Source organism: Hymenobacter sp. 15J16-1T3B (genome assembly GCF_020711235.1).
Classification (GTDB): Bacteria; Bacteroidota; Bacteroidia; order Cytophagales; family Hymenobacteraceae; genus Solirubrum.
The window spans coordinates 84,274-98,565 of the sequence record NZ_JAJFAV010000008.1 but is presented as its reverse complement, the minus strand read 5'-3'; the positions used below and the strand labels follow the sequence as shown (position 1 = coordinate 98,565).

At 65.5% G+C, this 14,292-nt stretch carries 9 protein-coding genes; all 9 read right to left on the bottom strand.

Annotated elements, in window-relative coordinates; all coding sequences use genetic code 11:
- Nucleotides 1-62 precede the first annotated feature (62 nt).
- The 9 genes from LJ737_RS14895 to LJ737_RS14855 all read right to left on the bottom strand — a co-directional run bounded on the left by LJ737_RS14895 (nucleotide 63) and on the right by LJ737_RS14855 (nucleotide 14,268).
- The gene (locus LJ737_RS14895) at nucleotides 63-1,394 is read right to left on the bottom strand and encodes an NAD(P)H-dependent oxidoreductase (protein ID WP_227767077.1); all 1,332 of its coding nucleotides are present in this window, start codon (nucleotides 1,392-1,394) and stop codon (nucleotides 63-65) included.
- A gap of 58 nt (nucleotides 1,395-1,452) precedes the next feature.
- Nucleotides 1,453-3,459: a glycosyltransferase family 2 protein gene (locus LJ737_RS14890; RefSeq protein WP_227767075.1), complete on the bottom strand. Its 2,007-nt coding sequence runs from the start codon at nucleotides 3,457-3,459 to the stop codon at nucleotides 1,453-1,455.
- Nucleotides 3,460-3,519: 60 nt separating this feature from the next.
- The gene (locus LJ737_RS14885) at nucleotides 3,520-4,767 is read right to left on the bottom strand and encodes a glycosyltransferase family 61 protein (protein ID WP_227767073.1); all 1,248 of its coding nucleotides are present in this window, start codon (nucleotides 4,765-4,767) and stop codon (nucleotides 3,520-3,522) included.
- Between the two features lie 39 nt (nucleotides 4,768-4,806).
- A complete protein-coding gene (locus tag LJ737_RS14880; RefSeq protein WP_227767071.1) occupies nucleotides 4,807-5,769 on the bottom strand; it encodes a GDP-L-fucose synthase family protein in 963 nt (320 codons plus the stop codon).
- Nucleotides 5,770-5,890: 121 nt separating this feature from the next.
- Nucleotides 5,891-7,003 carry a GDP-mannose 4,6-dehydratase gene (gmd, locus tag LJ737_RS14875; protein WP_227767069.1) on the bottom strand — a complete coding sequence of 371 codons (1,113 nt, stop codon included), beginning with the start codon at nucleotides 7,001-7,003 and terminating at the stop codon, nucleotides 5,891-5,893.
- A gap of 300 nt (nucleotides 7,004-7,303) precedes the next feature.
- Nucleotides 7,304-10,342, bottom strand: coding sequence for an Ig-like domain-containing protein (locus LJ737_RS14870; protein WP_227767066.1), 3,039 nt, complete (start codon nucleotides 10,340-10,342; stop codon nucleotides 7,304-7,306).
- Between the two features lie 767 nt (nucleotides 10,343-11,109).
- Complete coding sequence (locus tag LJ737_RS14865; protein WP_227767064.1) at nucleotides 11,110-12,318, bottom strand: hypothetical protein; 1,209 nt, start codon at nucleotides 12,316-12,318, stop codon at nucleotides 11,110-11,112.
- Between the two features lie 26 nt (nucleotides 12,319-12,344).
- Entirely contained in the window at nucleotides 12,345-13,244 is a 900-nt protein-coding gene (locus tag LJ737_RS14860) for an O-fucosyltransferase family protein (protein WP_227767062.1), read from the bottom strand.
- A gap of 184 nt (nucleotides 13,245-13,428) precedes the next feature.
- Complete coding sequence (locus LJ737_RS14855; RefSeq protein ID WP_227767059.1) at nucleotides 13,429-14,268, bottom strand: glycosyltransferase family 2 protein; 840 nt, start codon at nucleotides 14,266-14,268, stop codon at nucleotides 13,429-13,431.
- Nucleotides 14,269-14,292 lie beyond the last annotated feature (24 nt).

Below are 14,292 nucleotides of genomic sequence, written 5' to 3'. Positions count from 1 at the left end.
AAGAAGGAGGTTGGAGAAGAAGGCAAAAGCGGCCCGGCGGTGGCGCGCAGCCAGGGCGGCGGTTACGCCAAGGCGGCGGCCGTGCTGCTGGGCTGCGGGGTCGGCACCTGCGGGAAGAAGCGCGCCTGCTGCTCGCGCCAGAGGCGCTGCACCAGGTTGTCGTCGGGCAAGATGACGTCGTCGAAGGTCAGCGGGGTGTCGCGCGCTACGTCGCGGCGGAGCACGCAGCCCTCGGCCAGGCCCACGGGCAGCAGGTTTTCCTGCCGGGCGGTGCCGGCATTTTCGCACTGCCCGTAGGTGTCGTAGCCGCCGAGGCCGTCGAGGCGGTGGCCGGCCGGCAGCGGCGTTTTGGCCAGGGTGATGACCTCCACCACGGGCGCGCCGAGCGGGGCCATGGTCACGTCCTGCAGCAGCACCAAGCGGGCAATGGAGTGCGGAATTTCGGCGTAAATCAGGTGGTAGGGCTGGTAAAACGAGTACAGCGGCCCGGGCCCGAGCTTGCCGTAGGCCAGGTAGTGCTTGGATTTGGGGTCGTCGGTGGTGGCGTACACGAACACGCCGGGGCCGGGCTTGGGGCCCACCACGTAGTCCACGATGCCGCCCAGGCGCTTGAGCTCCTCGATGTCGTACCAGGAGGTCATGTCGTCCACGTGGCCGTCGTGGCGGTAGCCGTACATGCCGCGGCGGGCTACGCCCATGCCGGTGGCGTTGGCCACGGTGGCCTGCTCGATGCTGATTTTGGTGCCGTCGGCAAAGCTGGTCACCATTTCAGGCGTCAGGTGCCACTGCGCGGCGAAGCCCGCCTGGGTGGTGGGGTTGCGGTAGTAGTCTTGCAGGCCCTTGATGTTGCCGCAGAGCAGCGGCGTGAGGCCCATGCCCTGCACGAAGCGGTACAAATCGAGGATGCAGCCGGGCTGGTCGCCGGAGCAGCCGCTGAGCAGCACCCCGGCGCGGTCGGCGTACACCTTCAGGATGGGCCCGATCAGCGCATCGACTTCGGGGTTGAAGAGCAGTACGTTGCGCCCGTTTTCAATGGCTTTCATAATTAGCCCCGCGGCGTAGTGAATCGTGCCGGTGCACTCCACCAACAGGTCCAGCCCGTCGACTTCGCAGAGCAGCTCCCCGTCGTCGACCACCGCCAGTTGGCCCGCGTCGAGGCAGGCCTGCAGCTCGGCGCGGCTGCTGCATTCGCGGGCCACGTGGCCGGTGTAGGCGTAGGCTTGGTGGGCTTTGCTGAGGGTGCGGTTGGCAATGACGCTGACTTCCATGCCGGGCGTGTAGCGCATTACCTGGTTGACCATGCCCTGGGCCATTTCGCCCGCGCCCCACAGGCCCACCCGAACGGGGCGGCCGGCGCGCTGCCGGGCTTCCAGCAGTTTGTCGATAATAATCATGAGGAAGCGGTTGTTGGTGGAGAAGTCGGTTGCAGCAGGCCGGTGAGGAGTAATGGGCTTAGTGGGCCGTAGCGGGTGTGGCAGTAGATGAAGCGGAGCGGGCCGCGGTGGGCGGGGCCGAGGTGCCGGACCCGGGCAGCCGCGGCGTGCCGCGCAACAGGGCCGTGAGGCCCAGGCGGGCTGGCGCCCAGCGGGCCGGCACGGCAAGCGGGCGCAGCGCGGGCAATTCGAAGAGCTGCAACACCTGCCGGGCGGCGTCGGCGTCGTGCTGCTGCAGGCTGCGGTAGGCCCCGGCGAGGATGAACTGGTGAAAGAAGTGCGCCCGTGCCCGGCGCAGCCGCGGCTCGGGCAGCAGCCCGGTGGCGCGCACCTTCTCGAAAATGCGCAGCAGGTTGTCGACGGTAGCGGGGGTGAACATGCGGGCCGTAATGGCTCCGGTGTGCACCGTGTAGGCCGCCGTGCAGGCGGGCACGCGCAGCACGCCGTGCCGGGCAAACACCCGGGCCCATAGGTCCGTGTCGGCGGTGCTGCCCTGGCTTTCGTCGAGGCCCCCGGCTTCGGCGTAGGCCGCCCGGCTCACCACAATGGCCGGAATGCGCACAAACGAGGAATTGGTCAGCAGCTGCTCCACGGCTTCGGCCGGCGGTAGGTAGCTTTCCTGGCGGGCGCGCTGGTAGCGCAAGCGCTGCTGCTGCATGTCCACCACCTCCACGCCGAAGAGCACGGCCGCGTGGGTCAGCTGCACCCGCCGCAGCGTGCTGAGCATCTGCTCCAAGCCGTTGGGCAGCAGGTAGTCGTCGTCGTGCAGGTGCAGCACGTAGCGGCCGCGGGCCCGCTGCAGGCACAGGCGAAAGTTGTCGACGGCGGTGCTGCCGGCGGGGTTGCGGTAGTAGCGCCACTGGGCGGCGGGCTGGGGCACGAGCAGGCGGTGGGCTGCTTCCTCGCAGGCGTCGTCGGCCACGGAGTTGTCGGAAACGATGACCTCCACCTCGGCCGGCAGCGGGCCAATGGAGGCCAGCGCCCGGCTCAGCAGCTCGGGGCGGTGGTAGCAGGGCACGCAAATGCTGAGCAGGGGCGGGGTAGGCAGGGGCTGCTCGGGCGGCGGAGGCCAGCCCTGGTGGGCGCGGGTCTGCACCCGCTGCCGCGACGCCCACAACGCCCGGCGGTGCCGCCACACGTAGCGGTAAGCCGTCAGGGAGCGGGGTTCGCGCAACACCAGGAACAGCAGAATGGCCAGCTGCCGGGGCAAGGCGCGCAGCCAAGTGCGCAGCGCGCGGCCCGCGGGGGCGTTCTTGATCAGCAGCAGCAGTTGGTTCTTGACCGCGTCGGCCTTGATGGCGCCGTTCAGTCGCTGGCGCAGGGCCCAGTTGCCGGGCCGGAACACGCGCGGGTGCACGGCCCGGCAGCTCGGCTCCAGCCAGGTGCGCCAACCGTACAGCTCGCCGCGCCAGGCCACGTCCCAGTCTTCTTTGTGGGCGAAAAACCGCTCGTCGAAAAACTGTCCTTCCACCCGCAAATCGTTGATGAAACGGCGGCGGTACAGGGGCAGGGCCCCGTCGGCGCCGGCCACCCAGCCGGGCTGCACGTTGGCTTGGCTTAGCAGTTCGTTGTGGTGGCGCAGGCCGTAGCGTCCGCCCGCCAAGGGCAGCAGCCCGGCCGAGTCGATGCGCGGGTCCGCGTCGTGGCTTTGCACCAGCAGCCCGCACACGGCCCCGATGCGGGCGTCGCGCTGCATGGCCGAGAGGGCGCGGGCGAGGTAATCGGGCGCCATGTCCACGTCGGGGTTCACCAGCAGCACGTAGTCGGTGCGGGTGCGGTCGAGGGCGTAGTTGTGGCCGCCGCAGAAGCCAGTGTTCTGCGGCAGGCGGTGCAGGCGCACGCGGGCGTCCTCGGCGGCCAGGGCGGCCACGCGGGCGCAGGTGTCGTCGGCCGAGGCGTTGTCGACCACCCACACCACGAAGTCGCGGTAGCTCTGCCGCAGCACCGAGCGCAGGCAGGCTTCGATGGTGGCGGCGCTGTTCCAGCTCACGATGGACAGCAAAACGGAAGGAGTGCTAGCACCCATGACTGGCGGAAGTCAGAGAAAAAAACAGGCCGGAGAGGTGGCGCCCCGCGGCCGCGGTCGTCAGGGGGCCACCGCCCCGGCCGACTGGCCGAGCAGGTGGGGAAGGCAGGAACGCAGCGCGTTCAGGTCGACGGTAAGGTGCTCCCGACGGGCGTCGCCCAGGTTGGTGGCGGCCTGCGGATTCGGGCACACCAGCCAGTGGTACGCCAGCCCGAGCCGGTAGCTCAGCTCCATGAAATCGGGTACCACGAAGCCCTGGGGCAGCAGCTCCAGCACCGGCGTATCCGTCGGGGCAAAGACCAAATTGCTCAGCCCGGCGCCCACGGGCGCCACAATGGCCTTGGCGCCGCCAAACAGCGCCACTTTTTCGGCGAAGGAGAGCTGGCTGAGCACGTAGGTGCGGAAGCCGTAGGGCCGCAGCAGCTCTTCCACGGCGGCCTCGTTGAGCACGTGGCGGGCGTCGGCGTCGCGGCGGCTGATGTAGACGTAGGGCGAGAACTTGCGCGCCTCCACCAGGCCTGGATCGGGCGGCAGGTAGCTGCGGCGCAAAAAGTCGCAGGCCCACTCCGGCGTGTGCGCCCCGGTGCCGCGCACCGGCGAGGTCACCAGCAGGCGGTCGGCGCGCAGGTGCCGGTGGGTGCGCACGTCGATGATTTGCTCAGGCCGGATGCCCAGCGGCGTGAGCGTCTGCTGCACGAAGCGCCAGTCGCGGTTGTACACCAGAAAGTAGTCCACCTCGCGCAGCAGCCCGGCGGCCTGCAGCAAATGCAGGCGCGGCACCGAGTCGATGAGCCAGTGGTAGAAGTTGCCGATGGCCGCCCCGCCGCCCGCCAGCAGGCTGCACACGGTGCCGCGCACGGGCACTGGCTCCAGGAAATAAGCCTGCCGGAAGATGTTGTTGTCCTCGGGCCGGATGGTTTCCCAGGTTTTGTTGGTGTACTGAAACGAGGCGTCGCCCACCAGCCGGTCGTCGGCGGCCACCACGGCCACCGAGTCGTTGTTGTCGGCGTAGAGGCGCCCATCATGTAGCTCCAGCACAAAGGCGGCGGGCACTTCCTCGGTGCGCGGGGGCTTGCTGTGCAAGTGCCCGCCGTAGGCCGAGGCGGCTTCGTAAAACGCGGCCGGAATATCGGTCTGCGAGGTGTGGGCCGCCACCACTTCGTAGTACGTAGCAGCGGCGCTGGGCACCTCGGGCAGCGCCCGGCTGCTGGGGTGAATGCCCACCGGACGGTAGTGCAGGTTCAGGGGGACCCACTCGCGCAGCAGGCGGCCGGCGCGGCGTTGGGCTCGTTCGAGTAGCTGGTGCATGGGCCAAGCAGGGGGTAGAGGGTGGAAACTCGCCCGGGCTCAGGCCGCCAGCATCGGTTCGGGTTGCGGGGCCAGCAGGTGGCGCCACTCGGCGTCGGCGATGGTGCGAACCAGGCCCTCGCGCAGGCTGATCCGGTGGTGCCAGCCCAGGCCGTGCAGGCGGCTCACGTCGAGCAGCTTGCGCATGGTGCCGTCGGGCTTGCTGCTGTCGAACACAACCTGGCCGCGGAAGCCCGTCAGCTCGGCCAGCAGGCCCGCCAACTCGCGGATGGTCAGGTCTTCGCCGGTGCCCACGTTCACCGGCTCGCGGCCGTCGTAGTGCAGCATCAGGTGCAGGCAGGCGTCGGCCAAATCGTCCACGTGCAGAAACTCGCGGCGCGGCTCGCCGCTGCCCCACACGGTCACCTCGGGCAGGTTCAGCTCGGCCGCTTCGCTGAATTTGCGCAGCAGCGCGGCCATGACGTGCGAGTTCTGCAGGTCGTAGTTGTCGTGCGGGCCGTAGAGGTTGGTGGGCATCACCGTGATGAAGTTGCAGCCGTGCTGGTCGCGGTAGGCTTCGCACATCTTCAGGCCGGCAATCTTGGAAATAGCGTAGGGCTCGTTGGTCGGCTCCAGTTGCCCGGTCAGCAGGTACTCCTCGCGGATGGGCTGCGGGGCCAGCTTGGGGTAGATGCAAGAGGAGCCCAGGTACAACAGCTTCTTCACGCCGTGGCGGTAGGCCTGGTCGAGCACGTTGCCCTCAATCATGAGGTTGTCGTACAGAAAATCGGCGCGGTAGGTGTTGTTGGCGTAGATGCCGCCCACTTTGGCGGCGGCCAGCAGCACGTACTCGGGCTGCTCCTCGGCGAAGAATGCCGTCACGGCTGCCTGGTCGCGCAGGTCCAGCTCCTTGGAGGTGCGCGTAACGATGTTGGTGTAGCCGGCGCGGCGCAGGCGCCGCACGAAAGCCGAGCCCACCATGCCGCGGTGGCCCGCCACGTAGATTTTGGCGTTCAGGTCCATGTTTGGAAAGGTGAAATTGTGAGGGGGTGAGCCGGTGAGCTGGATGGGCTGGTGGCGCGCACCGCGCAGCTTGCGCAAGCGGAACGTCAACTCACCAGTTCACCCCCTCACCAGGTCACGGCTATTCGTAGTAGTTGAGCACGCGGTGGCCGGCTTCGAGCAGCACCGCGTCGCGGCGAAATACTTCCAGGTCGGCCTGCATCATGTCTTGCACCAGCGCGGGCAGATCGTAGCGGGGCGTCCAGCCCAGTTTCTGTTGCGCTTTCGTGGGGTCGCCGATGAGCAACTCCACTTCGGTGGGGCGGTAATAGGTGGGGTCCACGGCCACCACTTCCTTGCCCAGTGGCAGCTGGTAATCCGAATTGTGGCAGGCCACCACGTGGCCGGTTTCGTCGGCGCCCTCGCCGAAGAAAGTCAACTCTACGCCCAGCTCGGCAAAGGCCATGCGCACAAAGTCGCGCACGGTGGTCGTTACGCCGGTGGCAATGACGAAGTCCTCGGGCGTGTCCTGCTGCAGGATGCGCCACATGGCCTCCACGTAGTCTTTGGCGTGGCCCCAGTCGCGGCGCGCGTCCAGGTTGCCCAGGTAGATTTTGTCCTGCAGGCCCAGCCCGATGCGGCTCACTCCGCGGGTGATTTTGCGGGTGACGAAGGTTTCGCCGCGCAGCGGGCTTTCGTGGTTGAAGAGGATGCCGTTGCAGGCGTACATCTGGTACGCCTCGCGGTAGTTGACCGTAATCCAGTAGCCGTAGAGCTTGGCCACGGCGTAGGGCGAGCGGGGGTAAAACGGCGTGGTTTCGCGCTGCGGCACTTCCTGCACCAGCCCGTACAGCTCCGAGGTCGAAGCTTGGTAGATGCGCGTCTTGTGCGTCAGGCCCAGGATGCGCACGGCCTCCAGCAGGCGCAAGGTGCCGATGCCGTCCACGTCGGCCACGTACTCGGGCGTGTCGAACGACACCTTCACGTGCGACATGGCGCCGAGGTTGTAAATCTCGTCGGGCTGCACTTCCTGCACGATGCGGATCAGGTTGGTCGAGTCCGTCAAGTCGCCGTAGTGGAGCTTGAAGCGCACATCCGATTCGTGCGGGTCTTGGTAGAGGTGGTCGATACGGTCGGTATTGAAGAGCGAGGAGCGGCGCTTGATGCCGTGCACTTCGTAGCCTTTGCTGAGGAGCAGTTCAGCCAGGTAGGCTCCATCCTGGCCGGTGATACCGGTGATGAGGGCGCGCTTCATGGGCGGAGAAACTATAATTGGTGGAAATTCTGGAAAAGCAGCACTCTAGAACTTTGCCAGCAAATAATTGTATTTGAATTGGTAATTGCAATGGTTGTTGTAGGAAAAATTATTTAATTGAGCGGAATAATTCTATATGTGGGGGCTAAGCACAAAAAAGCCCGCACCACGGGGCGGGCTGGGGAAAGGAAAATCTATTTCTGCTGGTAAGCGGGCGCCGATTTGCCCCGCAACGGGGCTATAACGCAACAGCGCCCGGCCTTGCAGGGCCGGGCGCTGTACCGAGGAGCTGGTGGAAATTTACTGGACCTTGTAGATTTCTAGGCCCGAGAGGTTGGCGTAGCCGCCGTTGGTTTGCAGCAGGATCTGGCCGTTGCTGACCGTCACCCGAACCGGGGTGGTCTTGCGCCAGGTGCCGGCCGGGCCGCTGTTGTAGTTGGTCAGCACCGCTTGCCCGTTCACCGTCGCGCTGAAGGTCTCCGCGGCGTTGTCTTCGAAGAAGTAGTAGGCCACGTCGTAGGTGCCGTTGGGCACGTTCGTCACGTTGTAGCGCAGGTTCTGGCCGTACACGAAGGAGCGGAGCATGCCGGTGCGGGCGGCGTCGGTGGCCGGGTTCGGCGTCACGTTGGGCGCGGTGAGGCGCGTGCCGTTGGTGCTGACGTTGGCCGGGGTAGTGCCCGCCTCAAAGTTCAGCCCGTCGATGGTCGTGGCCGAGCCGTTCACGTTGATGGCGCGGAAGAGCGTGCTCGTCGTGGGCGTGGTGGTCGGAGGCGTCGTCGGGGTGGTGGTCGTCGTGCTCTGCTTCCAGATTTCGATGCCCGAGAGGTTGGCGGCGCCGCCCTGCAGGTCCACCGAAACGTTACCGTCGGTCACGTTGGCCGTGAAGGGGCCCACGCGCTGCCAGCTACCGGCCGAGCCGCTGTTGAAGCCCGTGCGCACTTTCTGGCCCTCCACCGAGATGTCGTAGGTTTCGGGGTTGTTGTCTTCGAACACGTAGAGGTACACGGCGTAGGTGCCGTTGGCCACGTTGCCCACCGAAGCCGTCACGTGGTAGCCCCAGATAAAGGAGCGGATCAGGTCGGTGCGCGAAGCGTCGGTGCTCGGGTTCAGCGCCACGGTGCTCGTCAGCGGCGAGCCGCCGCTGTAAGTCACGTTGGCGGCGTTGCTGCCAGCCTCCCAGGTGTTGCCGTCCAGGGTCATGGCCGAGCCGTTCACGTTCAGGCCGCGGAAGAAGGTGTAGCCCGTCGGACCGGTGGTGCCGCCGCTGGTGGGCGGGGTAACCACCGTAGCCGCGCCTACCGTTACGCTCACGGCCGTCGAGGTGGCGGTGCCGCCGGCGTTATCCGTGGCCTTGGCCGTCAGCGACAGCGTGCCGGTGGTCGTGGGGGTGTAGCTCAGCGTGAAGGGAGCCGAGGTGTCTTCGCCAAGCTTGGTCGTGCCGTTGAAGAATTCCACCTTGGCCACGCTACCGTCGGCGTCAGCGGCCGTGGCCGAAAGGGCCAGGGCGGTGTTCACCGTCACGGTGCTGGCGGCCGTCAGGGTCACGGTCGGGTTCTGGTTGGCCACCGTGCTCTGCTTCCAGATTTCGATGCCCGAGAGGTTGGCGTCGCCGCCCGAGGTAGCCACCGAGATGGTGCCGTCGGTCACGTTGGCCGTGAAGGGACCCAGGCGCTGCCAGCTGCCGGCGGCGCCGCTGTTGAAGCCCGTGCGCACCGTCTGGCCCTCCACCGAGATGTCGTAGGTTTCGGCGTTGTTGTCTTCCCACACGTAGAGGTATACGCCGTAGGTGCCGTTGGCCACGTTGCCAACCGAAGCCGTCACGTTGCGACCGTACACGAAGTTGCGAATCATGTCGGCGCGGGCCGCGTCGGTGTTCGGGGTCAGGGTCACCGCAGGGGCCGAGTAGGGCGTGGCGTTGACAGATACGCCGGCGGCGCCGCTAGCGGCTTCCCAGTTGTTGCCGTCCAGGGTCACGGCCGAGCCGTTCAGGTTCAGGCCGCGGAAGAAGGTGTAACCGCTCGGGCCGGCCATCGGCGTGCTGCCGGTGTTGCCGCTACCCGTGGTGCCGGTGCCGGTCGAGGGGGCGGTCGGCGTGGTCGGCGTGGTGGAGCCGGGGCTGGTCGACGGCGTGGTGGGGTTCACGCCGCTGGCGCCGATGGTGATGCCGTTCTGCTGCAGCTTCTGCTGCCACAACACGAACTCGTTGTCTTCGGTGGCCAGGGTGATGGGGTTCGGCAGGTGCGTGGTGCCCGTGCACGGGGTGCAGTTGCCGTAGCTCAGGTCGTGGCGGTCGGGGTACGGAATGTTGTAGCCCACGCTGCGGAAGCCGATGGTGTTGTTCTCCACGCGGTTGCCGAAGAACACGTTGCTCGGCATCTGGTAGGAGTTGAAGATCGAAGTAGCGGCGTACACGGCGCGCATCGGCGAGCCGTCGGGGAAGTACGAGCTGGTAATCAGACGGTTGTCGTGGTAGTAGTTGTCGTGGCCGGCGGCAATGTTCATCGACGCGTTCGAGGTGGCCAGGAACTGGTTGTTGTACGCTTCCACGTAGGCCGTGGTCGTGCTCGGCGAGGAGCCGTCCCCGTCGGTGGTCATGCCCGTGCCCGAGTAGCTGGTGCTGGTAGCCGGGTAGGGGTAGGCGCCCTTGATGAAGTTGTCGTGCACCCGCACCGGGCTCGAAGCCGTGCCCGAGGCGTTGTAGAAGTTAATGATGTCACCCGTCGAGCTTTCGTTGGGCGTGTTGATGACCTGGTTGAAGGCCACCTCCATGTTGGCTACGCCCTGCACGGTGTTGAAACCGATGAAGCTGCCGTTGTATTCCTGCGCGCTGCCCGAAATCTGGTTCCGGAAGCGCCCGTCAATGTTCGTAGCTTGGTTGTAGCGCACGCGCACCGTCTCCGAAGTCGAGCCGTTGCCCGTCCAGCGGTACACCACGATGCCGCAGGTGTGGTCGAGGTAGTTGTTTTCCACCACCAGATTGCGTCCGTCGCTGATGACGATGAAGCGGCCGCGCGGCACGTTGTCCATCGTGGGCGTCAGGCCGTAGCCCTGGCTGTTGCGAATCGTGACGTTGCTGCCGCCCCCCGCGCGGATCAGGTCGCTGGCGCTGGCGATGATGCAGTTTTGGAGCACTACCGGCTGCGTGGTACTAATGGTCACGGCCGGAGTACTGGAGTCATTGCTGCGGTAGTTACCAGTGTAAGTACCGCCTTGAGTAATGTTGATGGGCCCTTGAAATGACACATTCGGAACGTTCTGGGCCGAGAGCGGCAGCGCCAGGAAGTTCATTACCAACAGCACGAGCGCCACCAACGGCAGAAAGCGTGCACCAGAGGACATTTCACGGTCAAACCGCGGCCGGATGTTTCCAGAGGTTTTTTGCATTCTGTTTTTGTTTATGAGAAACCCTATATAGGGTTTGTTGAGTGCTTAACCGGATGAGAAGTCAATCCGTTCCGGTGAGCTGATTTTTTTTGTGCAATTATTCCCAAAGTGGTCAGATGTTCCCGTTTTGCGCCGTGTCGGCGCGAGTTTCCCGGGATAGGCCAGCCCGACTCGGTGTCGGGCAGCGGACCTAGGCGCAGAACGCCTTAGGCCGGAGGAACCTTGAAAAGTTGCTTTTCAGCAGTAAATGAAGCCATTGTCTTTCTGCGCTTGTCCAACATCACTCAGCTTCTGACCACACTGGCCCCGAGAGCCGCTCCGTTCTCATAGTCCAACTGCAAAGGCCGTTTCGCGGCAAATAAGCGGACGTTTGAGCGTTAAGCTGCCTTCGTTAGATTGAAATAATTCAATTTATCTCGGGCCGGCTTACTGCAAATGTATAAAAAAATGTCAGAAGGCAATACTTGCTGAAAAAATCATTATTTGTGTTTTATTAATATATAATTGATCAAATAGTGCTTCGAAATGCGCGCCCTGAATTGCAGATATCTTTTACGGCTACCGCAGAATGGGCACAAAAAAGCCTCCCGAAGGAGGCTAGGAGGTACTTACGGCTGGCTGGGCCACCGGTCCGGCGGGAAGCAGCAGTACCTTCCTGTAAGTCAGGTAACTACTGCGTAACCATCCCGGCTATTTAGCGGAGGCACGCAGCGAATGAATTCTTAACGCTGGGCCAAGGGGCGAAACGGGGGGTGCCTTGCCTGGGCGGACGGCAAGCGGATGCCCCGGCGCTGGAGCTTGTGCTGCCAGCGCTGCCACTCCTGCTGCTCGGTAGCGAGGGTAATGGGATTGGGCAGGTGCTCGTTGTCGGTGCAGCCGGTGCAATTACCGCTGCTCAGGTCGTGGCGGTTGGCGGCGGGCACCTGGTAGCCGGGCTTGGCGTAGCCGATGACGTTGTGGTCGACGCGGTTGCCGAAAAACACCGTCTTGGGCTGGCGGTAAGCGTTGAAAATGGACGTGGCGGCGTACGTCGCTTTCAGGACTTGCCCGTCGGGCAGCAGGCCGCTGGTCACCATACGGTTGTGGTGAAACCGGTTGTGGTGCCCGGCGGCAATGTTCATGGCCGCGTTGCAGGTGCTCACAATCTGGTTGTAGGCCGCCTCCACGTAAGCCGTGGTGGTCAGGGCCGACACCCCGTCGCCGTCGGTGGTCAGGCCGGTGCCGGTGTAGTGCGGCGCCGTAGCGGGGTAGGGGTAGGCGCCCTGGATGTAGTTGTGGAAAAAGCGGATAGGGCTGCGCGCGGTACCCGAGGAGTTGTAGAAGTTCACCACGTCGCCGGTGGCGCACTGGTTGGGCTCGTTCACCACTTCGTTGTAGCTGATGTCGATGCCGGCCACGCCGCGCACTTGGTTCAGCCCCAGAAAGCTGGCCGTGGCGTCGGCCTCGCCGTTGCGGTAGCGCCCGTCGATGTTGCGCACGCGGTTGTAGCGCACGGTTAGGGTTTGCGCGACGCTGCCGTCGCCGCCCCAGCGGTACACCAGGATGCCGATGGTGTGCTCAAAGTAATTGTGCTCGACGCGCAGGCTGCGGGCCTCGGTGGCCGACAGAAAGCGGCCCCGGCTGATGTTGTCGGCGCTCGGGGTGAGGCCGTAGCCACGGCAGTTGCGCACAGTCAGGCGCGCACCGGGCTCGGCTACAATCAAGTCGCCGGCCCCGTGCAGTGTGCAGCCGTCCAGCACCACCGGCTCGGCAGTTTTGATGAGCACGCAGGGAACGGCTGAGTTGGGGCTGGTAAACCGCCCGGTGTAGCGGCCACCGTGCCGCACCACCAGCACCTCGCCGCCCAGCTGGGCACCTGACTGGGAAGAGGGCAGCAGCAGGCAGGTGCCGGGCAGCAGCAGGGTGCAGAAATGGGCAAGGCGCAAAATCATCAGCACGGGAAAAGGCGGGAAGGGGCTTAGTCGTCGGAATACACCTGGAACGCGGCCAGCGGCACGGCCTGCCCGGGCGTTTCGAGGTGCAGCAGGGGCACTTCGCCGTAGAAGGAGGCCCACATGGAGTAGGAACTGGGCGGGCCCATCAGGTAGTCGCAGCCGGCCAGGGCGTACATATCTTCCACGAAGTGACCGGGGGCGAAATGCACCTGCACGCCGGGAAAGGCCTCGACGGGCGGGGCGGCTTCGGAGCAGGCCACGAGAAAGGCCACGCGCCGGTCGGGCGGAAACTGGGCCGCCACGGCCTGCATGAAGTGGGCGTAGGTCGCGTCGTCGTAGTAGTAGCGGCCGTCGAGGTAGGTGGCGTAGTCGCTGCGGCGGATGTGCACGCCCACCAGCACGTCGGCGTGGCGGCGGGCGGCGCTCAGGCATTCCGCCACGGCCGTGCGGTGCGGCTCGATGAGCTGAAACAGCTCGCGGATGAGCGGGGCGTGCTTGCGCAGGTTAGGCCGGTCGCGGAAGCACCAGCCGTGCAGCAGCACGGGTTTCTGGCTGCGGGCCAGCGAGAGGTAGTCGGGCTGGTTGAGGTCGTAGCCGTGGTCGTCGTCGAGGTAAAGCAGTTCGGGCAGGGCCGGGGCGGGCAGCTGCCGCCGCAGCCGGTGCAGGGCCCCGAACACGGCCGGGCGCTGCACCAGATTAAAGAGCCGCTCCAGCCAACGCTCCGAGCGGGAGCCCAGCAGCACGTTGACGCGGATGGGCAGACCGCCGAAGTCGCCGGTGGCCGGGGCCTGGAAGTACCGGGCGTAGCCGTTGAAGCTCGGGTTGGCCAGGGCGTAGCCGTGTTCGGCGGCGTTGGCCACCAGGTGCGCAAAGAGGAATAAGCGGTTGCCCAACTGGCCGAAGCGCTTGATCAAGATAACCATCGGTGGCGAGATGGTGAGGTGAAGTGAAAGTGGCGAGCTACTGCAGGCCGTCATGTCGAGCTTGTCGAGACATCTTGCTCGGTAGTAATTCCAATCAGCAGGATATTGCTTCCCAGTGTCAGCCCGCGAGATGTCTCGACTTCGCTCGACATGACGTTCTTCTCCGGTGTTGTAACGAGGTAACTCAGTGCAGGAAATAACCGCCGAGGCGGCGCACGTAGCCGTTGAGCAGAAAGGAGGGCAGCAGCAGCGGCGGGCAGTTCTTCAGGGCGAAGTGCGTGAAATTGACCAGGTTGCCCCCGCCGCGGATGCCGAACAGGTGCTGGTAGTAGCCGCGCAGGCTGCGCTGCTTGCGGGTTTGCTCCTGCCCGCTCTCGTCGGGGTAGGTGAGCAGGTGCGCGTCGTAGTTCAGGTACACCGGGAAGCCGTGGCGGCGCGCCACGCTGGTGTAGTCGTAATCGGCCAGGTAGTGGGGCAGGCGCTTTTCGTCGAACAGGCCGATGGCGGCTACCACCTGGGCCGGAATGAGCAGGCCGCGGCCCGGCAGGTAGGTGACGGGATGCAGGCCGCGGCGCTGAGGCGGGCTGAGCTTGGTCAGCAAGTCCTCGCTGCGGTGGGTGAGCCAGCTGAACTGCTCGCCGCCGTACACCGGCTGCCCGGTGTGCACGTCCAGCTCCAGGGCGCCGAGCAGCGCGTCGGGGTAGCGCTCGGCCCAGTGCAGCATGCGGGCCACGAAGTCGGGCGCGGCCACCACATCGTTGTTCATGGTCATGAGGCGGTCGGCGCCTTCGGCCAGGGCCCGGCGCAGCCCGGCGTTGACGCCGGCCGTCCAGAACAGCTGCCCATTGCCGGGCACGACGATGACTTCGGGGTATTCGCGGGCCAGCACCTCGGCGGTGCCGTCGGTGGAGCCGTCGTCGACGACCACCGTACGGAACTGCTGGGCGGTCTGGCCGCGCAGTGCGTCGAGGCAGGCCCGGGTGTACGCCAGGCGGTTGAACACCGGAATGACGATATACAGCATCGGTAAGCAGGTAAGGTGGAACGG